This is a genomic window from Streptomyces sp. NBC_01451 (assembly GCF_036227485.1).
Lineage (GTDB): Bacteria > Actinomycetota > Actinomycetes > Streptomycetales > Streptomycetaceae > Streptomyces.
Genome location: NZ_CP109479.1, coordinates 4,137,515 through 4,162,135, shown reverse-complemented (window position 1 = coordinate 4,162,135; position 24,621 = coordinate 4,137,515). Strand labels below are relative to the sequence as shown.

At 70.4% G+C, this 24,621-nt stretch carries 28 protein-coding genes; 18 read left to right on the top strand and 10 right to left on the bottom strand.

The window, feature by feature from the left end; translation table 11 throughout:
• Window positions 1–108 precede the first annotated feature (108 nt).
• A complete protein-coding gene (locus OG595_RS17975) occupies window positions 109–762 on the bottom strand; it encodes a bifunctional DNA primase/polymerase (protein WP_329273355.1) in 654 nt (217 codons plus the stop codon).
• A 339-nt stretch (window positions 763–1,101) separates the two neighbouring features.
• On the opposite strand from OG595_RS17975, the gene OG595_RS17970 reads away from it, so the two are divergent.
• Together OG595_RS17970 and OG595_RS17965 are read left to right on the top strand one after the other, a co-directional pair.
• Complete coding sequence (locus OG595_RS17970) at window positions 1,102–2,487, top strand: transcriptional regulator (protein WP_329273353.1); 1,386 nt, start codon at window positions 1,102–1,104, stop codon at window positions 2,485–2,487.
• Between the two features lie 129 nt (window positions 2,488–2,616).
• Window positions 2,617–4,383, top strand: coding sequence for a hypothetical protein (locus tag OG595_RS17965; RefSeq protein WP_329273351.1), 1,767 nt, complete (start codon window positions 2,617–2,619; stop codon window positions 4,381–4,383).
• A gap of 79 nt (window positions 4,384–4,462) precedes the next feature.
• On the opposite strand, the gene OG595_RS17960 is transcribed toward OG595_RS17965, so the two are convergent.
• Window positions 4,463–5,764 (bottom strand): ABC transporter substrate-binding protein, encoded by a 1,302-nt coding sequence (locus OG595_RS17960; RefSeq protein ID WP_329282977.1) that lies wholly within the window; start codon window positions 5,762–5,764, stop codon window positions 4,463–4,465.
• Between OG595_RS17960 and OG595_RS17955 the strand changes: the two genes are divergently transcribed.
• The 3 genes from OG595_RS17955 (at window position 5,718) to purU (ending at window position 7,456) form a co-directional block, all read left to right on the top strand.
• Window positions 5,718–5,858 (top strand): hypothetical protein, encoded by a 141-nt coding sequence (locus tag OG595_RS17955; RefSeq protein WP_329283646.1) that lies wholly within the window; start codon window positions 5,718–5,720, stop codon window positions 5,856–5,858. The genes OG595_RS17960 and OG595_RS17955 overlap by 47 nt on opposite strands.
• Window positions 5,859–5,935: 77 nt before the next feature.
• A complete protein-coding gene (locus OG595_RS17950; protein ID WP_327696709.1) occupies window positions 5,936–6,436 on the top strand; it encodes an SCO4402 family protein in 501 nt (166 codons plus the stop codon).
• 114 nt (window positions 6,437–6,550) lie between these two features.
• A complete protein-coding gene (purU, locus tag OG595_RS17945) occupies window positions 6,551–7,456 on the top strand; it encodes a formyltetrahydrofolate deformylase (RefSeq protein WP_329273348.1) in 906 nt (301 codons plus the stop codon).
• On the opposite strand, the gene OG595_RS17940 is transcribed toward purU, so the two are convergent.
• Window positions 7,453–8,409 (bottom strand): helix-turn-helix domain-containing protein, encoded by a 957-nt coding sequence (locus tag OG595_RS17940; protein WP_329273346.1) that lies wholly within the window; start codon window positions 8,407–8,409, stop codon window positions 7,453–7,455. The genes purU and OG595_RS17940 overlap by 4 nt on opposite strands.
• A gap of 234 nt (window positions 8,410–8,643) precedes the next feature.
• On the opposite strand from OG595_RS17940, the gene OG595_RS17935 reads away from it, so the two are divergent.
• Together OG595_RS17935 and OG595_RS17930 are read left to right on the top strand one after the other, a co-directional pair.
• Window positions 8,644–9,405 carry a nuclear transport factor 2 family protein gene (locus OG595_RS17935; RefSeq protein WP_329273344.1) on the top strand — a complete coding sequence of 254 codons (762 nt, stop codon included), beginning with the start codon at window positions 8,644–8,646 and terminating at the stop codon, window positions 9,403–9,405.
• 32 nt (window positions 9,406–9,437) lie between these two features.
• Window positions 9,438–9,761, top strand: a complete 324-nt coding sequence (locus OG595_RS17930; protein ID WP_329273342.1) for a MoaF-related domain-containing protein — start codon at window positions 9,438–9,440, stop codon at window positions 9,759–9,761.
• Between the two features lie 458 nt (window positions 9,762–10,219).
• On the opposite strand, the gene OG595_RS17925 is transcribed toward OG595_RS17930, so the two are convergent.
• On the bottom strand, window positions 10,220–10,930 hold the full coding sequence (locus OG595_RS17925; RefSeq protein WP_329273340.1) for an AAA family ATPase: 711 nt from the start codon (window positions 10,928–10,930) through the stop codon (window positions 10,220–10,222).
• Between the two features lie 168 nt (window positions 10,931–11,098).
• Entirely contained in the window at window positions 11,099–11,371 is a 273-nt protein-coding gene (locus OG595_RS17920) for a GntR family transcriptional regulator (protein ID WP_329273339.1), read from the bottom strand.
• Between the two features lie 622 nt (window positions 11,372–11,993).
• Here OG595_RS17920 and OG595_RS17915 point away from each other — a divergent pair.
• From OG595_RS17915 to OG595_RS17905, 3 genes are read left to right on the top strand one after another with little or no spacing between them, the layout of a single operon-like run.
• Window positions 11,994–12,191, top strand: coding sequence for a hypothetical protein (locus OG595_RS17915; protein WP_329273336.1), 198 nt, complete (start codon window positions 11,994–11,996; stop codon window positions 12,189–12,191).
• Window positions 12,188–12,379 (top strand): hypothetical protein, encoded by a 192-nt coding sequence (locus OG595_RS17910; RefSeq protein ID WP_329273334.1) that lies wholly within the window; start codon window positions 12,188–12,190, stop codon window positions 12,377–12,379. The genes OG595_RS17915 and OG595_RS17910 overlap by 4 nt, the downstream gene beginning before the upstream one ends.
• Window positions 12,376–12,507 (top strand): hypothetical protein, encoded by a 132-nt coding sequence (locus OG595_RS17905; protein WP_329273331.1) that lies wholly within the window; start codon window positions 12,376–12,378, stop codon window positions 12,505–12,507. Before OG595_RS17910 ends, OG595_RS17905 begins: the two co-directional genes overlap by 4 nt.
• 109 nt (window positions 12,508–12,616) lie before the next feature.
• Here OG595_RS17905 and OG595_RS17900 read toward each other — a convergent pair whose 3' ends face one another.
• Complete coding sequence (locus OG595_RS17900; protein WP_329273329.1) at window positions 12,617–13,468, bottom strand: helix-turn-helix domain-containing protein; 852 nt, start codon at window positions 13,466–13,468, stop codon at window positions 12,617–12,619.
• 12 nt (window positions 13,469–13,480) lie between these two features.
• Window positions 13,481–14,233: a DUF6879 family protein gene (locus OG595_RS17895; protein WP_329273328.1), complete on the bottom strand. Its 753-nt coding sequence runs from the start codon at window positions 14,231–14,233 to the stop codon at window positions 13,481–13,483.
• A 172-nt stretch (window positions 14,234–14,405) separates the two neighbouring features.
• On the opposite strand from OG595_RS17895, the gene OG595_RS17890 reads away from it, so the two are divergent.
• Together OG595_RS17890 and OG595_RS17885 are read left to right on the top strand one after the other, a co-directional pair.
• A complete protein-coding gene (locus tag OG595_RS17890; protein ID WP_329273326.1) occupies window positions 14,406–14,615 on the top strand; it encodes a hypothetical protein in 210 nt (69 codons plus the stop codon).
• Window positions 14,612–14,977 carry a DUF6415 family natural product biosynthesis protein gene (locus OG595_RS17885; RefSeq protein WP_329273324.1) on the top strand — a complete coding sequence of 122 codons (366 nt, stop codon included), beginning with the start codon at window positions 14,612–14,614 and terminating at the stop codon, window positions 14,975–14,977. The genes OG595_RS17890 and OG595_RS17885 overlap by 4 nt, the downstream gene beginning before the upstream one ends.
• An 8-nt stretch (window positions 14,978–14,985) precedes the next feature.
• Here OG595_RS17885 and OG595_RS17880 read toward each other — a convergent pair whose 3' ends face one another.
• Complete coding sequence (locus OG595_RS17880; protein ID WP_329273321.1) at window positions 14,986–16,398, bottom strand: zf-HC2 domain-containing protein; 1,413 nt, start codon at window positions 16,396–16,398, stop codon at window positions 14,986–14,988.
• The gene (locus OG595_RS17875; protein ID WP_329273319.1) at window positions 16,395–17,024 is read right to left on the bottom strand and encodes a sigma-70 family RNA polymerase sigma factor; all 630 of its coding nucleotides are present in this window, start codon (window positions 17,022–17,024) and stop codon (window positions 16,395–16,397) included. Before OG595_RS17875 ends, OG595_RS17880 begins: the two co-directional genes overlap by 4 nt.
• A gap of 425 nt (window positions 17,025–17,449) precedes the next feature.
• On the opposite strand from OG595_RS17875, the gene OG595_RS17870 reads away from it, so the two are divergent.
• Together OG595_RS17870 and OG595_RS17865 are read left to right on the top strand one after the other, a co-directional pair.
• Window positions 17,450–17,851, top strand: coding sequence for an STAS domain-containing protein (locus tag OG595_RS17870; RefSeq protein ID WP_329273317.1), 402 nt, complete (start codon window positions 17,450–17,452; stop codon window positions 17,849–17,851).
• A 271-nt stretch (window positions 17,852–18,122) separates the two neighbouring features.
• Window positions 18,123–18,671, top strand: a complete 549-nt coding sequence (locus OG595_RS17865; RefSeq protein ID WP_329273315.1) for an EF-hand domain-containing protein — start codon at window positions 18,123–18,125, stop codon at window positions 18,669–18,671.
• On the opposite strand, the gene OG595_RS17860 is transcribed toward OG595_RS17865, so the two are convergent.
• A complete protein-coding gene (locus OG595_RS17860; RefSeq protein WP_329273313.1) occupies window positions 18,614–20,170 on the bottom strand; it encodes a class I adenylate-forming enzyme family protein in 1,557 nt (518 codons plus the stop codon). The genes OG595_RS17865 and OG595_RS17860 overlap by 58 nt on opposite strands.
• A 152-nt stretch (window positions 20,171–20,322) precedes the next feature.
• Here OG595_RS17860 and OG595_RS17855 point away from each other — a divergent pair, with 152 nt between their 5' ends.
• The 4 genes from OG595_RS17855 to OG595_RS17840 all read left to right on the top strand — a co-directional run bounded on the left by OG595_RS17855 (window position 20,323) and on the right by OG595_RS17840 (window position 24,618).
• Window positions 20,323–21,516, top strand: coding sequence for an amidohydrolase family protein (locus OG595_RS17855; protein WP_329273310.1), 1,194 nt, complete (start codon window positions 20,323–20,325; stop codon window positions 21,514–21,516).
• Window positions 21,516–22,649 (top strand): acyl-CoA dehydrogenase family protein, encoded by a 1,134-nt coding sequence (locus tag OG595_RS17850; protein ID WP_329273307.1) that lies wholly within the window; start codon window positions 21,516–21,518, stop codon window positions 22,647–22,649. The genes OG595_RS17855 and OG595_RS17850 overlap by 1 nt, the downstream gene beginning before the upstream one ends.
• 9 nt (window positions 22,650–22,658) lie before the next feature.
• Window positions 22,659–23,564: an acyl-CoA dehydrogenase family protein gene (locus OG595_RS17845; protein ID WP_329273305.1), complete on the top strand. Its 906-nt coding sequence runs from the start codon at window positions 22,659–22,661 to the stop codon at window positions 23,562–23,564.
• 514 nt (window positions 23,565–24,078) lie between these two features.
• Window positions 24,079–24,618 carry an ATP-binding protein gene (locus OG595_RS17840; protein WP_329273303.1) on the top strand — a complete coding sequence of 180 codons (540 nt, stop codon included), beginning with the start codon at window positions 24,079–24,081 and terminating at the stop codon, window positions 24,616–24,618.
• The last annotated feature ends 3 nt before the right edge of the window (window positions 24,619–24,621 follow it).

Genomic DNA, 24,621 nt, shown 5'->3' with positions numbered 1-24,621 from the left:
AGGGGCGCGGGGCTCTATCCGATCTGCGGCTCCGCCGCGGGGCGCGATCAGCCACAACCGGCCCGCAGCCGCCACGCAACCGAAACCAGGCACCCCGAACTGCGAACGCTACCGATCCCTACCGCACGCGTAGGCGAGCGGCGAGATCAACTCCTCCGCGTCCGGCAGCCACCGATTCGCGGGCGTAGGCCGGCAGGCCCACTGCACAGCACCCCGAGACGCGTACCGAGTCGGCGGCGCGGCCACATACGCCCCCTCGCCCAGCGCCACCAGGTCCAGCGAGGCCGGTGACCATCCCAGCTTGCGGACAAGGTCGGGCACCTTCGCCGACGCCCCCGGCAGCACGAAGAACCGCATCCGCCGATCCGGCGTCAACATCACCGGTCCGAGCGTCAGTTCCATCCGTTCCATGCGCGCCAGCGCGAGGAACCCGGCTGTCTCGGGCACGTCGATCGCGTCGAACGTATGGCCGGTCGGCAGCAGGATCGACGCCGTCGGCTGGTCGGTCCACAGCCGTCGCGCGACGGTCGCACTGCCCGTGGCCTGGGTGATCCAGTCGGGCCGCGTCGGGTGTGCGCCGGGCAGGGCGCACGCGGTGTCGCCGCAGGAGCAGCGTTGTACCCCGTCGACTGCTTCCAGCCACGTACCGGGGAACACGTCCCAGTGGCGCTCTTCGGCGTAACGGACGGCGGTTTCCAAGAGGGATTCGCCGCGTTGCTTGGGGATTTGGGCAGCATCAGGGCCCGCGATGGTCTCTTCCACGATGAGGACAACTCTAGTGGGAATCATGAGTTACGCATGTCACATGCGCGGGGGAGGAGCATCGATTCCGCATCTGGGGCGCATGGATGCATGAACGGGGGCGCGCGGGAGGATCCGGGGCGGGGCTGGGTAGGCAGGGGAGGGGCTGGGCATCCGCCTTTACCCCGGCAATCCTCACATGCTTCGCATTGTCGGCATGCCTGCGGGGCATTGATCTTCAAGGCCGGATCTTTTCGCCGTACTCGTCCCCTGTCAGGACGCGTACGGAAGGAGTTCCGGACACGGAAGACACGTCAACTCGGTGCGTGGGCACGGCACCGCAGCCACAGGGGGTACGCCATGGCCGCAAGGCCTCTCGTCGCGCGACAACCGAACGAACGGTTGCAGGCGCTCATCCAGGAAGCGGGCTGCTCGAACGCGGGGCTGGCCCGCCGGGTCAACATGTGCGGCGCGGAGCACGGCCACGACCTGCGGTACGACAAGACGTCCGTGGCCCGTTGGCTGCGCGGACAGCAGCCCCGGGGCCGGGCGCCCGCGATCATCGCCGAGGCCCTCGGCCGCAAACTCGGCCGTACGGTCACGATCGACGAGATCGGCATGGCCAACGGCAAGAACCTCGCCTCGGGCGTCGGGCTCCAGTTCTCCCCGACCGTCCTCGGCGCCATCGAGCAGGTGTGTGAGCTGTGGCGCAGTGACGTGGGTCGGCGGGACTTCCTCTCCGGTTCGTCCGTCGCCGCTTCCGCGCTCGTGGAGCCCAGCCGCGACTGGCTGATCTCGTCCCCCGACTCCCAGGTGGCACGCCAGGCGGGTCCCCGCGTGGGTCCGTCGGACGTGGCGGCGGTGCGCGCGATGACGCAGGCGCTCACGGACCTGGACCACCAGTACGGCAGCGGGCATGTGCGTCCGGTCGTCGTGCACTACCTCAACAGCGTCGTCTCCGGGCTGCTGGCGGGCTCGTACCGGGAGGCGGTCGGGCGGGACCTCTTCGCCGCCGTCGCCCGGCTGACCGAACTCGCCGGGTACATGGCCGTCGACACCGGCCAGCCCGGTCTCGCCCAGCGCTACTACATCCAGGCCCTTCGGCTCGCCCAGGCGGCCGGCGACCGCGGATACGGGGGATACGTACTCGCCGCCTCCATGAGCCACCTCGCCGCGCAGCTCGGAAACCCGCGCGAGATCGCGCAGTTGGCGCGGGCGGCGCAGGAGGGGGCGCGTGGCCGGGTCACCCCGCGCGCGGAGGCGATGTTCTACGCGGCCGAGGCCCGGGGGCACGCGCTGATGGGCGACGCGCGTGCGGCCCAGCTGGCGTCCGGGCGCGCGGTCAACGCCCTGGAGGCGGCCGATCCGGAGTCCGGGGACGACCCGGCGTGGATCGCGCACTTCGACGGGGCATACCTGGCCGACGAGTTGGCGCACTGTCACCGGGACCTCGGCCAGGCCGAGGCGGCGGCGCGGTGCGCGCAGGAGTCCCTGGACGGCCATCCCGAGACGCGGGCGCGGCGCCGGGCCATCGGGCTGGTGCTGCTGGCCTCGGCACAGGTGCAGCAGCGTGAGGTGGAGGAGGCCTGCCACACCGGCCTGCGCGCGGTGGAACTCCTGGGCACCCTGCGCTCCAACCGGGGCGCCGAGTACCTGGAGGACCTCCAGCTGCGTCTGGAGCCGTACCGCGACGAACCGGTGGTCCGGGAGTTCGGGGCGCGGATGGACCTGCGGGCGGCGGCGTGACGGGAGACACAGCGGGACGCTGAGGGGCTGGTGGGGGAGTGGTCCGGTCCTGTGCTTCGTGAATCGGATTCCGGGAACCCGGTAGCTTTAGCTGACGATTCCGAAGGTCCCCCATCAGCAGGAGTCCCGGTGACGCAGAGTGGACAGGGCGAGGAGCACTCGCAGCGCGTGGCGCGCGAAGGCATCGTGCTGCCCTCCGACGGCGGCGAACCGCTGCTGCCGGGAATGACGGGGGCAAGCGGCGGTCGGCCGGCTCCGGCCCCGTCGGCGCCCCCGATACCGGCCCCGAACCCGACCGGCGGCCAGGCGTGGGGACTGCCGTGGGGCCCGGACACGAACCAGGACCAGGGCCAGTACCAGCCCCAGCCCCAACCTCAGGTGGCCGAGGGCTGGCCGACGCCGCCCGACGCCCAGCACCAGCAGTGGGGTGACCAGGGACAGGGACAGGGCCAGGGCCAGTTCCAGCCGCAGCCGCAGCAACAGCCCGAGCAGCAGGCTCCGTCGGCACCGGCGTGGAACAACGACCCGGGCGTGTCCGGCGGTTGGGCCCAGCAGCCCGGCTACGGCGCCCAGCCGGACCCGGGCACCCCCCACTCCGTACCGCATGACGCCCACGGCGCCGGGTCCGCACCCCTTCCGCCCGCCGCCCCGCAGTACCAGCAGCAGGCCCACCAGCCGTACGGGCAGTACGGTGGCGCCCCGCTGCCGCCGGCCGAGGACGCGACGCAGTACATCCCGCCCGTGCCGGGCACCCCCGGGCCGGTCGCCGACCCGGCCACCCAGTACCTCCCGCCGGTCGCGGCGCACGCTGCCGCGCCCGCCTACGCGCCCCCGCACGTCAACGAGGCGGCGACGCAGTTCCTGCCGCCCGTGGGGGCCGGCGCGCTGCCGCCCGAGATGTCCGCCGAGGCGACCACGTACCTGGGCCGCGTGCCGCAGGCGGCTCCCGGCGGTTCCGACGCCGACGCCACCCAGTACATCCCGCCGGTGCCCGGCGGGTCGTACGGCGTACCCCCGGGCGGGCCGGACGACCGTCAGCCGCCCTCCGACTTCGACAACCTCTTCCGCGGCGGACCGGGCGGCGAGGCGCCGGCCGGTGCCACCCAGCAGATGCCCCGCATCCCGGCCCAGCAGCACCAGCAGCCCGCCCCGGGGCCCTACGGCCAGCAGGCTCCGTACGCCGCCCAGCAGGCCCCGTACGGCTTCCAGGCGGCCGGGCCCCACGGACCGTCCCACGACGTGGACGGCGAGCGGGACGGCGGGGGCCGGCGGTCGCGGGTGGCCGTCATCGCGGCTCTCGGCGTCGGCATCGTCGTGCTCGGTATCGGGGCCGGTGCGATGCTGAGCGGCGGGGGCGGGGACACCGACGAGGACGCGGGCAACAAGACGGTCGCGGCGACCTCGGCCACGCCGGAGCAGTCCGAGGCGCCGGCCGCCGACCCGGCAAAGGCACAGGCCGTCGAGCTGGACAAGCTGCTCGCCGACAGCAACGACAGCCGCGACGCGGTGATCAGCGCGGTGGCGAACGTCAAGTCCTGCAACAACCTCGGCCAGGCCGCCGCGGACCTGCGCGGCGCGGCCCAGCAGCGCGGCGAACTGGTCACCCGGCTCTCCACGCTGGCCGTCGACAAGCTCCCCGAGCACGCGGCGCTGACGGCCGCCCTCACCAAGGCCTGGCAGGCGTCCCAGGCGGCCGACAACCACTACGCGGCCTGGGCCGACCAGACGGCGGGCAAGAACGGCTGCAAGAAGGGCCAGGCCCGTTCGACGGGCCAGACGCAGAAGGGCAACCAGCAGAGCGGCATCGCCACCGAGCAGAAGTCCCGGGCCGCCGAGCTGTGGAACACGATCGCGAAGACGTACGGCCTGACGGAACGCCAGTCCACCCAGCTCTGACCCGGAACCGGTCCGCTTCAAGCCCGCTTCACGCCCGGTTCCGGGTCGACGTGGTCCCTCCGGGAGGGGGGACCGCCGGTCAGTCCTGCGCGCTCTCCAGCAGCTTCGTCGTGTTGATGAAGCCCTTGCGGGCGGCGACGAGTCGGCCCTCACGGACGACCTGGAGGGTCACCTGCGCGTTGACCAGACGCGGGAACCCGACCACCGAGAGCAGGTCCTCGAAGCGCCAGCGCAGCGTCGGGGTGAGGCCGCCGGTGGTGACGCGCAGTCCGTCGTCGAGGGCCCGCCGGACGGTGGTCGAGGACACTTCGCCCCCCTTCAGCGACTCGACGACCGCCTTCAGGACGGTGTACGCGATCCACGTGGTCTGCACGCCCGCGTCCTGCGGGTCGATGCGGTTGTCGTCGAAGGCCTCTTCGTTGATGACCTTCTTCATCCCGTCCCAGCGGGCGTCACTCGCCACCGGGTACCAGCCCGTGATGTACGAGTCCTCGTACGGGCCCGACCTGCCGCCGGTCGCGTTGATCACCGTCTGGTCGACGCTGCCGAGGACGGTCGCGGTGCGTACCTCCGGGTAGTCCTCGCGGTCGCGCCGGAAGGAGTCCATGAAGGTGTTGGTGCGGTCCCCGAGCGCGGGCACCACACAGCCCTTCTTCCCGGTCTCCGTGCCCGTCTGCGTGCCCGCCTCCGCGCCCGTCGTCCGTTCCAGGGCGAGCTTCGTGTGCGTCCCGTACTCGGTGGCGTCCTCGGCGGCCAGCTGGTCCCGCGCCGGGGCGTGCCCGCCCGCGTGCAGACCGGAGTCGAGGAGCTGGGGCAGCTGGTCGCCCGCGATGGTGTCGGGGCGGATCAGGGCGACGGGACCGCAGACGGTGGCCAGTTCCTTGCCGAGGCCGGCCAGGAGGGCGGGCGAGCCGCCGTTGACGGGGTAGGACATCGGATTGGTGAACTCGTCGTTGGTGACGCCGTAGCCGCCGATGTAGGGGATTCCGGCGGAGGCCAGCGGGCCCAGGAAGTCGTCGCCGAACTGGCTGTAGGAGCCGACGACCGCGACGACGTCCTCGTCGGCGGCGCGCCGGGCGCACTTCGCGGCGGCCACCCGGTCGTTGTGGTCGTTGCAGGTCAGGACCTTGAGCTTGCGACCGTTCAGGCCACCGGTGGAGTTGATCCAGCGCGCGTAGGCCTGCGCCATGGCCGGCATGCCGGGCTTGTTGGTCGCGTCGGTGCCGTCCGGCGCCCAGGTCATGACGGTGACCTCGCCGCTCTCGGAGTCGGCCGAGGTGCCGGGTACGACCCCGCAGCCTGCGGCGAGCGCCGCGCACACGGCCAGTGCGCTCATGGACCTGGCGCCCAATGACCTCGCGCTCAAGGATCCGGCGCTCATGGGCCTGGGGGAGTTGGTGCGGAAGGTGCTGCGGGTGCGTCGCCTGCCGGTCATGCACATGCACGATTCCGTCACACGGCCAACCCGGCTGTGACCCTTGGTCGACAAGTGGTGACGGGGAGGTGAATTCCGGGGGGCGTTGATCTCATTTTCACAGGGACCGTACGATCGATGACCGTGCAAGGTTCGGAAGACTCTTCCCGTCGCGGCCGTCGCTCCCCCACCATGGGCGGCATGCCACTCAACGACATGCCGTGGTGGCGCTGGCGCAGCAATGTGCGCTCCGCGCTGCACATGCTCTCCGATCCGGTGTTCCAGCGGGACGTCTGGCTGGCCGGTGTCGACGGGTACGGGGACGTCACCGACGCCGTGTACCGCCTCGTCGAGGACACCTGGCTGGACAGCTGGTCCGCCGAGAAGTACGTCGGCACGATCTTCCGGGACTCCCAGGAGGCCGCCCTCGTCGACACCGCCGTACTCCGCGTCCTGCGGATCATGCACCAGGTCGGCCCGGACGCACCCGTCTCGGCCTACCTGGACCACGCCGGGTGGCCGGAGGCGGTCCGGGCGGCCCGGGACGCCCACGTGCGCCTCGCGGTGAGCGACGGCGAGGAGCCGGACGTCCCGCCGCGCACGCTGGAGGTACTGCGGATACTGACGCGGTCGGCGTAGCGGCCGGCTGCGGACGGTCCGCGTGGTGACCGGTCGCGGACGCGGGTGCTCCGGTGCGTTCCGGGTGGCGGACGGGAGTCGGCCGTTCCAGGCGGATATGGGACCCTGTCCCGCATGAACGAGCAGTCCAGCGCAGCCGCTGCCCCCGCCGGGAAGCCCGCCGAGAAGTCCTCCGAGCAGTACGTCCTCACGCTCTCCTGCCCCGACAAGCAGGGCATCGTGCACGCCGTGTCGAGCTACCTCTTCATGACCGGCTGCAACATCGAGGACAGCCAGCAGTTCGGCGACCGGGACACGGGACTGTTCTTCATGCGCGTCCACTTCTCGGGTGAGACGCCGGTGACGGTGGAGAAGCTCCGGGCGAGCTTCGCGGCGATCGGTGACGCCTTCCACATGGAGTGGCAGATCCACCGGGCCGAGGACCGCATGCGGGTCGTCCTGATGGTCAGCAAGTTCGGCCACTGTCTCAACGACCTCCTCTTCCGCACCCGCATCGGCGCGCTGCCGGTCGACGTCGCGGCGGTCGTCTCCAACCACACCGACTTCGCCGAGCTGGTCGCCTCGTACGACGTCCCCTTCGTCCACATCCCGGTGACGAAGGACACGAAGGCGCAGGCGGAGGCGCGGCTGCTGGAGCTGGTGCGCGCGGAGAACGTGGAGTTGGTCGTCCTGGCCCGCTACATGCAGGTCCTCTCGGACGACCTGTGCAAGAACCTGAGCGGCCGGATCATCAACATCCACCACTCCTTCCTCCCGAGCTTCAAGGGCGCGAAGCCGTACCACCAGGCCCACGCGCGGGGCGTGAAGCTGATCGGCGCGACGGCGCACTACGTCACGGCGGACCTCGACGAGGGCCCGATCATCGAGCAGGAGGTCGAGCGGGTCGCCCACGACGTGACCCCGGACCAGCTGGTGGCCATCGGCCGCGATGTGGAGTGCCAGGCGCTGGCGCGGGCCGTGAAGTGGCATGCGGAGCGGCGGATCCTGCTGAACGGTCGGCGGACGGTGGTGTTCGCCTAGGCAGGCGAACAGCCCTTCCGGGTGCTCGGAGTGCCCGGACCGGCCTGGGCGCTCGAAGTGCTCGGGGCATGTCCGCGGACCGTGTCGCGGAAGGCGATCGGCGTCCGGCCGGTGCGCTGGTGGAAGTACTTGCTGAAGTGGGTGGCGCTGGAGAAGCCGAGGCCGACGGCGATTCGGGCGGCCGTCCGGTCGCTGTGGGCCAGGAGGCGCTTGGCTTCGAGGACGACGCGGCGGTCGATGAACTCCTTGGCGCCGAGGCCCGCTGAGGCGAGGGTGGCGCGGGAGAGGGTGCGGGCCGAGTAGCCGAGTGCCTCGGCGTAGTCCTCGACCCGGCGGGTGCGGGCGAAGTCCCTTTCCACCGCGTCACGGAAGCGCAGGTAGGTGGCGTCCGGGTCAGGGGCCGGGCTGCCGACGGGCGCGGTGAGGTGTGCCAGCCGCAGGACGAGGACGGCCAGCACATGACGCAGGGCCGCGGTGTGGATCTCCAGGGGCAGCTGCCCGAGTGCCTGGAACTCGGCGGCGAGATGGTCGGCGGCCAGTCGCAGGGCCTGGGCGTCCTCGGGCAGGGGCCGGCGCAGGATCGGCGCGTGCGGGTCCTCTGTGCGGGCGCCGGCAGTGGTGGCCGGGTCGAGGAAGTCCTGGCGGAACAGGATCAGGGTCCCGTCGGCGTGGGTGAGGTCGCCCCACTGCTGGACCTGGCCGGGGCGAACCCACAGCCATGAGCCGGGTTCGAGGGCGTAGGCGGTGAAGTCGACCGTGTGCCGCAGGGTTCCGCCGGTGAGGGTGATCAGGTGGTGGAAGTCCGGGCGCTGGGGGGCTGTGAGCCGCTCGCCCGGTACGCGGTGACGCAGGTCGGTGAGGGGCAGCACTTCGACGCCGGCGGGGGTGCCGGCGGGCGCCGCGAAGGAGATCTCAGGGATTCCGCGATCGAGATCATGTCGGTTTTTAACCATCACTGGTCGTCAGCGTATCCGATTGTCCCTGTACAGCCTCACTAGCTTGGAGATGTCAGCCCGCCCGGCTTCCGAGAATGTCGGAAAGCAGCAAGCAACAACCAGTAAGCGGCAACCGGCAACCGGCAACCGGTAAGCGGCATGCGGCGAGCAACGGGAAGCGTGTGCCGGGCGGCTGACCCCGACCGTTCCGCAACCCTCCACCTGTGACCTGCCCACGCAAGGAGAACCACCATGAGTGACCCCAAGAACACGGTCCTGACCGCCGCCGGAGAACTCTTCGGCCGGCGGGACCCGAGTGCGGTGGACCGCTGGGTCGCCGCCGACTACACCCAGCACAGCAGCCTGGCCGCCGACGGGCCCGAGGCGCTGCGCCGACTGGTCGCCGGTCTGCCGGAGGGCTTCAGCTACGAAGGTGCCCGGGTGATCGCCGACGGCGACCTGGTCGCCCTGCACGGCACGTACCACGGCTTCGGGCCCGACCCGCTGGTCGCCTTCGACGTCTTCCGCGTCGACGCCGACGGCAAGCTCGCCGAGCACTGGGACGCCCTGACCCCGCTGGTCGGGGACACCGTCTCCGGGCGCTCGCAGACCGACGGCCCCACCGAGGTCACCGCGCCCGAGGAGACCGGGGCGAACCGGGCCCTGGTCGCCGAGTTCGCGCAGAAGGTCCTGGTCGGCGCCGACTACTCGGTGCTCACCGACTACATCTCCACCGAGACGTACCACCAGCACAACCCGGAGGCCGCCGACGGCCTCGACGGCTTCGGCGCCGCCGCCGCGAAGTGGGGCGAGCAGGGCAGGAACCTCGTCTACAAGACCGTCCACAAGGTCGTCGCCGAGGGCGAGTTCGTCCTGCTCCAGTCGGAGGGCGAGTTCGGCGTGCCCGTCGCGTACTACGACCTCTTCCGCGTCCAGGGCGGCAGGATCGTCGAGCACTGGGACGTCATCGCCCCGATCCCCGCCGAACTGCCCCACGGCAACGGCCTGTTCTGAAGCCGCCGACCGTCAGCGAGAAGAGAGACGCGATGAGTGGGCCCACCTACGCCGGGAGGACCTTCGTCTTCCGTGTCGACAACGGGGTCGTCTTCCGCAACACCTGCACGGCCGACGGCACCACCCTCCACTACGAGACCCTGGAGGGCCCGGCCAAGGGCGCCGAGGAGACCGTCATACTCCACACCGCCGAGGTGGCCCCCGGCCTGTTCATGCTCGGCTGGGTCGAGGAGTCCGGCATGACGATCACCCACCTCATGAACCTCAACGCCCTTACGGTCCACGCCTTCTGGACCTATGAGACGGGCGACGGGCGCGCCGCCGAACTCCACGCCGGAGTCCTCGAACCCGCCTGACTGGTCGTCACCCACCACCGTGCCCCCCCCCACCGCCTGCGGGTGAGGGCACGGCGGCGTCCCGTTCGGCAGCCCCACCCCGCCGCCGACCGCCGCCTGCCCACTGTCCGGAGGACCACCGTGTGCCCGACCCCGACCCCGACCCCGACCCCGAGCCCGACTCCGCTCCCGCTCGCCGCCTACAGGGCCGCCATCGCCCTGGACGAGCCGTTCCGGTCCGACACCGCTCATGACCCGGACGTGCGGTCCGCCGACCTGGTCCGCGAGGTGCTCGGTCTGCTGGGCGACGACCCGGCGGCGGTGAGGGCCGGGCTGCGCCCCGGAGTACGCCGACATCGACATTTTCCGCTTCGACGCGGACGGCAGGATCGTCGAACACTGGGACGTCCTCCAGGTGATCCCGCCCACCTCCGAGAACGACAACACGATGTTCTGACCACGGCCCGGTCGGCACGCCCTTATGGTTCGACGATGTGCCGCAGATAGGCGTGCGGGTCGGCGAGATAGCGCCGCCAGTGATCCACGACTCCGAGCTCCTGCCAGGCGACCCTCCGCATACCGTGCTCACCGACCTCGATGATGTCCGCGCCCGGCAGGGCGGTCAGCAGGGGTGAGTGCGTGGCACAGATGACCTGGCCGCCTTCCTTGGCCAACCGGTCGATGTGGCCGATCAGTTCGAGGCACGAGGAGAAGGAGAGCGCGGCCTCCGGCTCGTCGAGAACGTAGAGCCCGGTGTGCAGGAACTTCCCGCGGAACGCCGCGAGAAAGCCCTCGCCGTGGCTGACCGAGTCCGGCGAGAACCCCTCCCTCCTCAGGGCGTCCATCGCGGTCTCGGCCCGCAGGAAGAAGCCCTTGCGGGCCGACCAACTGGTGGCCATACGGCGCCCGCGCGAGGCCGCGTCGAACCTCATCCGTTCGCCGAGCGCCGACTTGCCGCGCGGGGACGCGTAACGCCAGTCGTGTGAGCCGCCGTAGGAGTCCAGACCGAACCCCTCAGCCAGTGCTTCGACCAGGGTCGACTTCCCCGACCCGTTCTCACCGACCAGAAACGTCACCGGCGCGGTGAAGCGCAGCCCTTCGTCGAGCAACTGCCGTACGCAGGGCACGGACCAGGGCCAGGCGTTCTCGTCGTACGAGGAGAGGTGGGCATACGCGCGTTCGACAATCACCGGACCAGTGTCGCGCAGGACCCGGACGGCGCACGTGCCCCCAGGTCGTCGGGACCGGCATCCCCTGGTCGTCTTTGCCGCCCTACGAGAACCTCGCCGCGGCGCTGCCGTCCACCAGGACGGTCTGCCACTCCTGCCTCAGTGGCTGCCGGGATCGATCCTCATCCGTTACCTCCCGCCCTGGTCTGTCTCGTCATGCGGCAGCTCTTCAATCACGAAGGATCCACGGGCTCTGACTGTGATGATCAATCCGCGTTCCCTCAGGATGTCCAGCGCGCGGCGCACGGTGTTGGAGCCAACGCCGTACTCCTGAGAAAGGATCAGTTCACCGGGTAGGCGTGATCCTGCCGCCAGGCTTCCGGTACGGATCTTGTTCTCGATGATCTTCGCGAGCTGCTCGTAGTGGTAAGTCGCAGCGGCGGGGTTGATCTTCTCTTCCACGGAATCGAACGTAAGCGTTCGGCAACTTGCGTGCATCTTCGACAACGGTCAACCACTGCCGTCTACTGCCGACCGCTTTCGAAAGCGGCTATGGTGGACTGCGTCACAGAAAGACAAGACCCCCGCGACCGTGCGACCGGTCCGGGGGCATGGCCAGCAACCCTCTGGAGGTTGACGACGTGCGTAACCGTATCGCGACCGCACTACACCGGGCCTTGTGCCCAATTGCGCTGCTGATTCTGTGTTTGGCCCTGCCTGCCACCGGTAGGCGGCGCAAGTCGGCGCCGGAACCAGGCCGATCCGTCATGACCAGCCGGAACGTGAGGGAACGATCCCACCTCGCGGCGCATCTGGGCATCCCGCGTTCCCCGTACAGCACCGACCGCGCGCCCCTTGACGGAGCATCGTCGGCCCTGTCGCGGCCGTACCTGCCCGACCACCTCGACGTCCGGCCCTCCGAAGTGGCTGCAGTGGCCTGTGCAGCGAGCGTGCGGCCTCACTGGACGGCACGCGAACGAGCCGTGCGGTTGCGGCGCCGTGCCGTCGCGGTATTGGCCGCCGACTTCCGTATCAGCTTCGACACCCGTGACATTCACTCCGTGCTGGACGGGGTGAGGGCCCGATGACCGGCGCTACGGCCGCTGCCAGGTGTGGGAAGGTCCGCGCCTCGATGTTCTACCGGGCCTCGATCCTGAGCGACGCCGGGGCCTGCGTACGGGACGAGGGGCACAGGGGATATCACCGGGACGCGCGGGGCGGCATGTGGGACGTCCGCCCCCTCCGGTTCGAGTCGAACGCCGAGAACGGCGTGCCCGAATGAGCGCTGCCCAGGAGTGGTCCCCTGGGCCGGAGTCTCCGTACGTGTCCGGGCGCTGCACCATCGGCACCCACGAGCTGTGCCGGGACGCCGAGCCTCGGGAGAGCGGTGTTCCCGGGCTGCGCTACCTGGTGTGCACCTGCCTGTGCCACCGTCCGATGCCGGTTCTGGCGACGGGAGTGCGCGTATGAACGCCCCCTGCGGGGCAGGGAGTTGGTGGCAGATGCGGCTGAAGTCCTATGGGCGGGCGCTCGCCCTCATGGCCATGTCCGGGTCTGCGGTCCTGCTCGTCCTCGATGTCCTGGAGATCATCCGATAGCGCTGGACCAAGCCCGACTCCAAGACTGAAGTCCGTTCCGGCCCCCTCTGCGTTCCTCACGCCGCAGAGGGGGCCGTTCGCGTGCCTGCAGTCTGGGCGCCTGGTGAAGTCAGTACGGGTTCAGTGCCCGGCGGGCGCTGTTGATGACGTTGTGGGCGTCGGCGCCGTACACCGCTGACTCGCGCAGGGTCCGCCAGACCTTGGTGTAGAGGGCGACGTTGTCGGCGTCGTCGAGCCATATCTCGGCGTGCCAGTCCTCGGCGACGACGAGACGGTCGTCGAGAATCCAGAAGCCGTTGGCCGGGACGATCTTCACCGAGGCGGTGAACGGGATGATTCCCAGGTCGACCGTGTCCATCCCGATCAGGCCGGTCAGCCGGTCGAGTTGGGCGGCGAGCACCGACGGTGGACAGATCAGCGAGCGCAGCGAGGCCTCCCACATGAGCACGTGAAGCCTGCGATCGGACCGGTACAGCCACTCCTGGCGCTTCATCCGCGCCCGGACCGATTCCTCGACGTCGCCGGTCGCAGCGAGGAGTTGCGAATACCTCGTGATCACGTGGCGCGCGTACTCGGGTGTCTGCACCATCCCGGCGACGACCGACTCCTCCCACACCCACAGATCCTTGGTGCGTTCGATCTCCCTGCTCAGGTTCTCGTGCATGGGTTTGAAGCCGCTTGCGAGAGCCCGGCGCCACGATCTGATCGTGGACTCGAAGCCCGAGAGCCGGCCGGTGAGTTCGGGATACACCTCGGGTTGGCCCGTGGCGTGAGCCCAGGCGCGGAGGTCTTCCGGGGTGGCGGTCTGTCTGCCGTTCTCCAACTTGCTGACCTTGGAGTTCGGCCAGCCCAGCCGCTGGGCCAGTTGCTGGCCGGTGAGCCGACCCTCAGGGCACGAGAAGCGCAGTTCGCGCAGCCGCCCTCCCAGGGCTTCCCGCGCTTGCTGATAGTCAGTACTCACCGGCCACGCACGCTAGTTGCTCCCGTTCACCTGTGCTGCGAAGTGCTGATAGGGGACGGCGTGATGCATCGCCGCATCGCGAATCATCGAGTACCGCACGACCTCGGCGGGCTCCGTGATCAGCTCGACGTTCAGAAAGTTGTCCGCGTCGTCGAAGATCAGCCGAGCAACGATCCGGGAGTCGAAGAGCCAGAAGTCCTCTGCGGGCAGGTCGGATCGCTCGGCTTCTTCGCGCCAGAGGTAGCGGATGTCCTCACCGACTGCCGAGTTGTGCCTTGAGTAGTCGAGCAGGAACAACTGCTCTTCTGTGGGCGGGCTGTCAGCGACGCGGACTCGGCCGACCCTCTTGCCCACGTCAGTCTGCTCGCGGATGTTCCTGAACCACGGCTCGCTGAAGTCGCAGGGCGCACTGCCCGTCTCCACGAAGGTCCGGTAGTCGGGGTCTTCGCGGTCGGACGCATATCCGCGCCGTGTCTCCAGACGCCACGCGGTGTGCTCGAACGTCTCGAAGAGACGACGGAACTGGTCCCGGCTGACGATCTCCGGCACGAGCGTCTTCTCCTTCGGAGCCCAGTTCACGAGCAGTTCGCGTGGCACGACGACCGCGGCCTCGGCCTCGCTGAAGTGGCGTAGTTGCGCGATGTCCTCGGGGGCGGTCAGGGGTGTGCCCTGAACGATGACCTCTCCCGTTGCGACGTCCTCGTGCAGAGCGGGGCAGCCGTCGATCTTGCTGTCGGTGCCGGTGAAGCGCAGCTGTCGAGCCATGGGTGCGGTCCCTTCGAGCGCCGTTGATCCAGTCAGCATGGCCGGGTCTGAAGGTCCTCTCCACAGAGTGAGGTGTGGCATGGAAGAAAAGAGAAGCAAATCAAGAGTGCCACGAGAAAACTCAAGAAAACTGCATGGAGCCAGCCAACTTCTTCCCTTTACCGTCCTGTTCATGGTGAAAGCACTCGGCTCGCAAGACATCGATCCCTTCACAGCCGCGGAGTCCCTGAGGGCGGCACTCAACCAGGTCGGCATCGTGCTCCCGTCGCTCGCCGTCGACGCGGCCTCGCCCGCCCTCGGTCTCGTGGAGCTCGGGCGCGTACGCGCGGACGTGGCCCTGCGGCTGGCGCACTCGCTCCGACGAGGAGGCACGGCGGTATGACAGTGAAGCGGCAGGTCGAGATCCTGGATGCCGGGCAGATCATGGCGATGCGCGACGTGGCGGTCCGGTTTGTCGACGAATCGCCGTTGCCGCGCTACGAGACCGTGCAGTACTTCGGACACGCCTTCCACCGCGATCTGTGGCGCCTGATCCCACGCGTCGAACAGCTCGCCGGACGCTTTCCTGATGAGGACGTGCCGGCGAACGCGGCGCTTGCCGGTGTCGGCGAGGCCCGCCGTCGGCTCGACGAGATCGAACGCGCTGGACTGACCGGCGAGTTCGAGCGCGTCAAGCGGCTCGCCCGTTCGATCGTGGCCCTCTGCGACCACCACCAGAACCTCGCCGGGGCGACGTCCAGCTGAAGGCCTGTCTACATCCGGCTCAGTGACGCCGCCGCGAACAGCACGTCCCTGATCGCCTCCCTGTCGCCGTCCTGTCCGGCCGCCGCTTCCTCCGGGGACACATGGCCCGCCGCCAGTTGGCAGAACTCCACGCCGTCCAGGGCCACATGGGCGACCTCGTGGGCGGACGAGGCGAGGGCGGCCGGTGAGTCCAGGGGGATCAGCCATTCGCCGCCGCCGGAGCCCTCGATCTCCAGGCGCAGGCTGCGGCCGGGTTCGCCGGCCGGGACCAGATGACGGGTCGTCCGGTTCGGTGCGGCCAGGCCTGCCTGGCGGCGGGCGGCCAGCGCTTCCGGGAGCATGCGGGCCGCGAGGTCGATCATGCCGTGGAGGTGGCGCGGGGCCGGGGGCTCGTAGGGGTAGTCGACCGCGTCCGCGATGTCGCCCGCGTGCACCCAGCACTCGAAGGCCCGGTCCAGCATCGCGTCGCGCAGCGGCAGTTCGAAGTCGCCGTACGACACCGGCAGCCTGCCCGAGCCTCCGCCACGCTCGGCCTCGCTCGCGCGGGAGGTGCCCGCGACCGCGAACGACACCGTCCGGACGATGTTGTGGCTCTGCTCCCGCCACGGCATCCGTACGGAACGGGTGGGCGGGAAGTACGAGGCGCGCCAGTACGCCTCCGTGCGGGACGCCGGGGTCGGCGCGACCGGTGTCGGCTGCTCGCCGGTCAGCGGGTCGTCGAGGCCCAGCGCGACGGCGACCAGGCCGTCCACGCTCAGCAGGTGGGCGATGACACCGGCGACCGTCGTACGGCGGCTCGTCTGCTCGTCGCCCTCGAACCAGCGCAGCCGCACGGGCGCGTGCCACTCGGCGTCGCCGAAGTCCTGGAGCAGGGCGTCGAGGCGGGCGGTCTCCGCGTCGTACGCGGTCGCCCACTCCGGTACCGGGATGCGCGGCGGGCGCCGGTCGAGGCAGCCCTCCAGGACGCGGGTGCGCAGGGTCGGGTCCAGGTCGAGGGGCTCCGGGCGTTGCAGCAGCTCGACCGCCTCTCGCAGGCGCCGCGCCTCGTCCGCGCAGGCACCGCACTCCCCGAGGTGCTCCTCGACGGCCAGCGTCTCCTCCGGCGCACAGGCGGCCAGCGCCCACGCCCCCAGCAGCGACCTCAGCACGTCGTGTTCCAGGACCAGTGGTACGACGGGCAGGTCTGTCGCGTCAGGCAGGGGAAGTCCGGTGTCCTCGACCGAGGAACGCGGCATCGGTATGCGGGGCGAGCGGGCGGCGCTGCCGTCGCCGGTGCCGGGTTCCGGTCCCTTGCCGTCGCTGCCGCCTTCACCGGCACCGGAGCCGGCAACGGCGTCGTTGTCGTCGCCGTTCCCGGGGCCTTCGGGACCGTACCCCTCGTACTTCTCCCAGTCCCCGTCCTCGTGACCCGCGCCGCTCACACCGCACCCCCGTGTTCGGGGGGTGCCCCTGGTGTGCCGGTGTCGTGGGCCGTGGACAGGAGTTGGAGGCCGAGGCGGAGGCGGCGGCGGGCCTCGGCCTCCGTGACGCCCAGGTCGACGGCGGTCTGGCGGTAGTCGCGCCGCTGGAAGTAGGCCAGCTCCAGGGCGGCGCGCAGCGGGGCCGGCATCGACGTGACGATGTAGTCGGCGCGGGCGGCGACGGAGGCGCGGCGGACCCTGCGCTCCATTTCCTCCAGGGAGCCCGTCGAACCGGTGGTCGCCGTGGTGGCCGTGGTCTCGGTGGCCTCTGCGGTGTCGTTGTGGGCCAGGGCGGCTGTCTCCGTCTGGCGCAGGCGCTGTACCGCGAGGCGGTGGGCCAGGGTGGCCACCCAGGAGCGCAGGGGGCCCTGTTTGGGGTCGTAGGCGTCGGGGTGCTGCCAGACGTGGGTGAAGACCTCGCGGGTGATGCGGTCGGCGTCCTGTTCGTCGCCGAGGACACGGTGGGCGAGGCCGTGCACGAGGGAGGCGAACCGGTCGTACAGCTCACCGAGCGCGGCTGCCTCCCCGCGCGCGAGCCGCTGCTGCATCTTGCGGTCCCAGCGGGGCTGTGTGTCCCTCTTCGGCATGCTGCCCTCTCACCCCCCGGTACGTCTCGGTCTTCTCGGTCGTCTCAGTTGTGCCGCTCGGGCTCGTGTGCCGCTCGGGCTCGTGCCGTGTTTCTGTCCAGGTCCGGCGGTTGTCCACCTTCTCCTCGAATGTAGTCGGCCCCTCTGACGGCCCACTCCGCTTTGCGGCATTGTGCGCCCTCCGAAGGGCCTCCGATGGTAGAGAACAGACGGAGATCGACCGAACGTGACGCAATCTGTGCTGTTTTCGATCGGATGAGATCGCGAGTGACCGAAACAGGTGCCCTGCAAACCGCTTGCAAGTCTCTTGCGGTCCGGGCCGAGTAGATGTGCGGTGTTTGATGACATGGCTGCTGGGCAGCCGCGTCGGCAGGAAGCGTAGGTCGAGCTTCCGTTTCTGGCGGACAAGTCGGACGAGGGGCCTCATGGTGGCGTTCAAGGTGACCGACGGCGAGCGAGGCGGCTGGACCGTGCTCCGGGTGTCCGGCGAGATGGACCTGGTCACCTCGCCGGAGTTGCGACAGCGGGTGCACGACGCGGTGGCCGAGGGCCGTCACCGTGTCGTCCTCGACCTCTCAGAGGTCGTCTTCTGCGACTCCAGCGGCGTCGGCGTCCTCATCGCCACCCGCCGCCTGATGCGCTCCTGCCAGGGCCACCTGCGTCTGATCCTGCCCGCGCAGGGGGACGCGGAGAGCGCCCACGCCCACCACGTCAACCGGGTCCTCGGCGCCCTGGGGGTCCGCCGCCTCTTCGACGTCTACGCGGACATCCCCACGGCCGCCGACGAGACGGCGGCCCCGCTCCAGGCGGCCTTCACGCGCGTGTGAAGGCCCGCCGTGCGCGTGAGCGGCCCCACGCGCGCGTGACGGCCGCGTGAGTGACGCCCTTGTCGCGGAATTCCCCCGTTCTTGCCACAGGCGTCGCTTTCCTGGCCCGGCGATCACCCACGCGTCGTACGCTCCGTGCGGGAAGGACGTCGCCGCAGAGGTGAGACGCGCGTAGAGGCAGGACGCGCCGAGGTGAGACGCAGAGACAAGCGCAACGTAAAGCGTGTAAGACGCAGGCGTAGGACGCAGACGTAAGGCAGGCCCGACACACATGGTCAGTTCCGAGTACGAACGGAAGATCGCCGCCCGGTTCACCACCTTCGACCAGGACGGCAACGGCTACATCGACCGGGTGGACTTCAGCGTGGCGGCCAAGGCGCTGCTCGCCGAGTTCGAGACGCCCGCCCGGTCCGACAAGGGCCAGGCCCTCTACAGCGGTGCCGAGGCCTTCTGGCAGGGCATGGCGGGGATAGCGGACCGGGACGGCGACCAGCGGATCACCCGCGACGAGTTCGTGAACGGTGCCGTGAAGCGGCTTCACGACAACCCCGGCCGGTTCGCCGAGATCGCCCGCCCCTTCCTGCGCGCCGCCCTGGCCGTCGCGGACCCGGACGGTGACGGCACGGCGACCCTCGGGGACACCGAGCGCGTCCTCAAGGCCCTCGGCGCGCCCGCGGACGTCGCCGCCACGGCCGCCGCGACGCTCGACACCGACGCCGACGGCCGGGTCGGCGAGACGGAGATCGTCGACGCGTTCGCCCGCTACTTCGACGTCTCCGACTCGGACGAGGGCGCCGACTCCGGCGAGGGCTCCGCGTAGCGCTCGCGCAGCTTGTACTTGAGCACCTTCCGCAGGGCGTCGTTGCGCGGAAGGGCGTCCACCACCTCCAGCCGCTCCGGCAGCTTGTGCACGGACAGCCCTTCCGACCGCAGGTACGAGGTCAGCGCGGCGAGGGTCAACCCATCGGCTCCCGCCGCCTGTTCCACCACCGCGCAGACCAACTCCCCGCGCTCCGCGTCCGGCAGCCCCACGACCGCCACATCGCCCACCCCCGGGTGCGTGTGCAGCAGGTCCTCGATCTCCTTCGCCGAGATGTTCTCGCCCTTGCGGATGATGACGTCCTTGAGCCGCCCGGTGAGCACCAGGTGCCCGCTCGCGGTGAGGAATCCCAGGTCACCGGTGCGCAGGAAACCGTCCTCGTCGAACGCCTCGGCGGTCTGCGCGGGGTCCAGATAGCCCTGGCACACGGCCTCGCCCCGCAGCCGCACCTCGCCGTCCACCACCCGGATCTCCATCCCCTCCGGCGGACGCCCCTCCGTCGTCGCGAGGTTCTCGACCGTGTCGTCCGGCGCGCCCATGGTGATCATCGGCACCTCGGTCATGCCGTACCCGTGCGTGAGCTGCACCCCCATCTCGCGTACGACGGAGTGGTAGACCTCCGGCGGCTTCGGGGCCCCGCCGCCCGCCAGCAGTCGCAGGGACGGGATCACCGGAACGCCCGGCTGCTTGCGCTGCTCGGCGAGGAACATGGAGTAGAAGGCCGTGGAGCCGCCGGCCACGGTCACCCCGTGCTTGCGGTACCCCTCCAGGGCGTCCGGCAGTGCGAACTGCTCGAACATCACCGCCGGGAAGCCGTACAGCAGGAGCATCACCGTGTAGTCGGGGCCGGCGATATGGGCGTACGGAAAGGCCATCGAGCCCACGTCGGACCCGGTGAGCCGCAGGGCGTGCGCGAGGCACGAGCCGCCCGCGATGAGCGAACGGTCCGTGTGGAGCACGCCCTTGGGGTCGGAGGTCGTGCCCGAGGTCCAGTAGATCCAGCGGACGGAGGTGCCGTCGGCGGGCGGGGGCGGCAGTAAGGACGGGTCCCCGTCCGGGAGTTCGGCGCTGTCGTACGCCGGGAAGACGCCCTTCGCGCCGAGCCGCCGTGCCATCTCCGTGTGGTCGAAGCCGCGCCACACGCCCGGTACGGCGAAGAACTCCGCCTTCGACTCCCGTAGCGCGAAGCCGACTTCGCGGTCCCGGTAGAAGGGGATGACCGGCGACTGCACGGCGCCCAGGCGGGCCAGCGCGAAGGAGAGCAGGGCGGTCTCGATACGGGTGGGCAACTGCCAGGCGACGACCGTGCCGGGGCGTACGCCCATGTCGTAGAGGCCCGCGGCCACCCGTTCGGAGCGGGTGCGGAGTTCGCCGAAGGTGAGGGAGCGGTCGTCCTGGAGGAGGACGGGCCGGTCGGGGGTGAGTTCGGCGCGCCGGGCCACCAGTTCCCAGAGGGTACGGGCCGAACCCAGGGCGTGTGCGGTGTCGACGACGTTCACGTGGCCCCCTGTAGCTGACGGTCCATCAGATCGTGCGGGGAGCGTAGGGCTTCACGCCTTGTCGGTCCATAGGTGCGGGACTAACCTTCTAGAGGTGCAGAACTGACGGACCGTCAGATAATCATCACCGGCTGGCCAGGCGGAGGGGACCCATGACCGAACTGCCCCGCATCATCAGCGTCGACGACCACGTGATCGAACCCGCGCACCTCTTCGAGACCTGGCTGCCGGCCAAGTACCGGGACAGGGGGCCGAAGCCCTTCACCGCCGGCATCGGCGAACTCGCCTACGTGGGCGGCAAATACCGGATCACGACCGACCCCGACGGCCCGGTCACCGACTGGTGGCAGTACGAGGACCTGCAGTTCCCGTACAAGCGGATCATCGCGGCCGTCGGGTTCTCCCGGGACGAGATGACCCTCGACGGCATCACGCGCGAGCAGATGCGGCGCGGCTGCTGGGACCCGAAGGCCAGGCTCGCGGACATGGACCTCAACCACGTCGAGGGCTCCCTCTGCTTCCCCACCTTCCCGCGGTTCTGCGGGCAGACCTTCGCCGAGGCCCACGACAAGGAGGTCGCCCTCGCCTGCGTGCGCGCCTACAACGACTGGATGGTGGAGGAGTGGTGCGGCGACAGCGGCGGCCGGCTGATCCCGCTGTGCCTGATCCCACTGTGGGACATCGAGCTGGCGGTCGCGGAGATCCGGCGCAACGCGGCACGCGGGGTACGGGCGGTGACGTTCTCGGAGATCCCGACGCACCTCGGGCTGCCGTCGATCCACTCCGGCTACTGGGATCCGTTCTTCGCGGTGTGCGAGGAGACCGGGACGGTCGTCAACATGCACATCGGCAGCAGCAGCCAGATGCCCGCCGCCTCCCCGGACGCGCCGCCCGCCGTCCAGGCCGCGCTGAGCTTCAACAACGCGATGGCGTCGATGATGGACTTCCTGTTCAGCGGCGTCCTGGTGAAGTTCCCGGCGCTCAAACTCGCCTACAGCGAAGGGCAGATGGGCTGGATCCCGTACGCCCTTGAGCGCGCCGACGACGTGTGGGAGGAGCACCGCGCGTGGGGCGGGGTCAGGGATCTGATCCCCGAACCCCCCTCCACCTACTACTACCGGCAGATCTTCTGCTGCTTCTTCCGCGACAAGCACGGCGTCGCCTCGATCGACGTCGTCGGCCGGGACAACGCCACCTTCGAGACCGACTACCCGCACGTCGACTCGACCTTCCCGCACACCAAGGAGGTCGCCCTCGACCATGTGAAGGGCCTCGACGACGAGACCGTCCACAAGCTGATGCGCGGCAACGCCATCCGCATGCTCGGCCTCGACCTGGACAAGTAGTGGACCTCTCCGACACCCCCCAAGAGGCGGAGTTCCGAGCACGGTTGAGGGAGTGGCTGGGGAAGGTCCTTCCCTCGCTGCCCGCCAAGCCGTCGCCCGACGACTGGCCCGGACGGCGCGCGTACGACCTCGGCTGGCAGCGGACGCTGTACGACGCCGGGTACGGCGAGGTCCACTGGGGCGCCGACCCCGCCGTACGGATGATCTTCCTGGAGGAGACCGAGAAGGCCGGCGCGCCCTATGTGGGCGCCAACTTCGTCGGGCTGCTGCACGCCGGGCCGACCGTCGCCGCCGAGGGGACCGAGGAGCAGAAGGCGCGCTGGCTGCCGCCGGTGCTGCGCGGCGAGGAGGTCTGGTGCCAGGGGTTCAGCGAGCCGGACGCCGGTTCGGACCTCGCGGCACTGCGCACCCGCGCACGGCGTGACGGCGACGCATACGTGGTGAGCGGCTCCAAGATCTGGACCTCGCACGCCGAAGTCGCCGACTGGTGCGAGCTGTTGGTGCGGACCGACCCGGACGCGCCCAGGCACCGCGGGATCACCTGGCTGGCCATGCCCATGGACGCGCCGGGCATCACCGTACGGCCGCTGCGCACCCTCGCCGGGTCGAACGAGTTCGCCGAGGTCTTCCTCGACGAGGTCCGCGTGCCCGTCGCCAACCGGGTCGGCGAGGAGAACGACGGCTGGCGCGTGACGATGGTGACGCTGTCCTTCGAACGCGGTACGGCGTTCGTCGGGGAGGTGGTCGCCTGCCGCCGGGTGCTCGGCGAACTCGCCCTGGCCGCACGGGAGAACGGTCGCTGGGACGACCCCGTACTGCGGCGGCGGCTCGGGCGGCTCAACGCCGAGTTCCGGGCGCTGTGGCGGCTGACCCAGTGGAACGTGAGCGAGGCGAGCGAGGGCGTGCCCGGGGTCGGCGGGTCGGTCTTCAAGCTGCGGTACTCGCACGCCCGGCAGGAGCTGTACGAGGCGGCTGCCGAGGTCCTCGGGGACGGCGGCGCGGCGCTGGATCTCGAACAGCCCTGGGTGCTCGACCGGTTGTCCTCGCTGTCGTACACCATCGCCGCCGGCACCTCGCAGATCCAGCACAGCATCGTGGCCGAACGCGTTCTCGGACTGCCGAAAGGACGGTGACCTTCGCACATGCGCTTCCAACTCACCGAGGATCAGCGGGCGTTGCGGACGGGCGTACGAGAGCTGCTGGCGGCGCGGTTCGGGCGCGAGCGGCTGCGGGCGGCCGTGGGGGCCGATGAGGCGGGCGAGGTACCCGAGCTGGACCGGAGGCTGTGGCGGGAGCTGGGGAGCGCCGGGTTCTTCTCGCTGCGGCTGCCGGAGACGGCGGGCGGGGTCGGACTCGGCCTGCCCGAGGCGGTGTTGGTGTTCGAGGAGGCGGGGCGCGCACTGCTGCCCGGGCCGCTGATCGCCACGCACCTCGCGGCGGGGGAGGTGCCGGGGGCGGCCGAGGGCGGGACGGTGGTGACCGCCGTCGACGGCGGCGGGGTGGTGGAGTGGCTGGAGGCGGCCGACGCCGTACGAGGGGATGCCGCGGGAGCGGTGCCGATACGGTCGGCGGATCCGCTCACGCCCCTGCACCGGGTCACCGCCCCGGTCTCCGGCGACCGTACGGACGTACTCCTGACGTCTCTCCTCACCGCCGCCGAGCAGCTCGGCACCGCCGCCCGGGTGTGTGAGCTGGCCGCGCAACACGCCCGGACCCGCGAGCAGTTCGGACGGCCGATCGGGGCCTTCCAGGCGGTGCAGCATCTGTGCGCCGGGATCCTGGTCCGGGTCGAGGTGGCGCGGGCGGCGGTGTACGCGGCTGCCGTCACCGTAGATCCGGCGGACATCGCGGCGGCCCGGCTGCTCGCCGACGAGGCGGCCGTGCGTGGCGCCCGTGACTGCCTCCAGGTGCACGGCGGGATGGGCTTCACCTGGGAGTCGGACGTCCATCTGTATCTGAAGCGGGCGTGGGTACGGGCCCGGCGGCCCGGCTCGGTGACGGAATGTGAGGAGGTGCTCGCCGCCGCGTTACTGGCCGAGGCGCGGTGACCGGGAGGCGGGCCGGGACCGGCCGAATCGATGTCGCGGATCGTGGCGCGATCGAAATGTGACCCAGGCGTTGTGGGATCACCGAGCGTCGATACCGGGTTGTGTCCTACGAGCGACTCGTCACGGCCCGGAGTCGTGTGTTCGCTCCGGTACCTTCTGTGGCATGCGAGTGGTTCCGAGGTCGAGCCATCCCGGTGTTGCCCCTGAGGCGGCCCCGGATTCGGCAGTGCGCGCCGCTCGTGGGGCGGGTCGGAGTTCCGTACCCGCCTGTTCGACTCCCCGCGGCGAGCGTCGCACAGTATGCCGCAGGCGTACTCCTTCGCGTTGGAATATGCCCGAAGCGCTTGTTGGCGTGACTGTACGTCAACCATGCTTTCCCGTAAGGGAATCACGTTCCGTGATCCCCGATCTGGCCGTGGGCCCAACCGTTGTTCTGGGCATGCAGAAAATGGCTACGATCGTGGCCCTTGTGCGGCGCGAGGCGATGTGTCCGCCGGTTCGGATGGTGTGAGCGGTGCAGGTGCTTCAAGTGCAGCTGGAGATCCGGCCCGACCCCGCGGAGGTGGGGCGGGCCCGCAGATGGGCGCGGTCGCGCCTTGCCGGGTCCGGGGTCTCGGACGACGAGCCGTTGGCCGAGACGCTGATCCTCCTCGTCTCGGAACTCGTCACCAACGCGGTGGTGCACACCGGGTGTCCGGCGGTGCTGCGGCTGTCGTTCGAGGGTCCGGGCGAGGGTGAGTGCGGGTCGCGGTCCGGCGCCGAGGGCGTGGCCGGCGGGACCGTGCGGCTTGAGGTCGTCGATCTGAGCGCCTGTCCCCCCGTACCCCGGCACGCCGAGGGCGACGAGACCAACGGGCGCGGACTGGAGCTGGTCGACGGGCTCGCCGACCGGTGGGGGTGGAGCGTCGAAGGCGTTGGCAAGCGCATCTGGTGCGAACTGGACCGCTGTCCGGCTCCCGCGCGGTGCGGCAGCGGCGGTTCCGCCACCGCCACGGGGGCCGGTGCCGGTACCGCCTCCGCGTACGGGGGCATGGCGGCGTACGGGGCCGTCTGACCG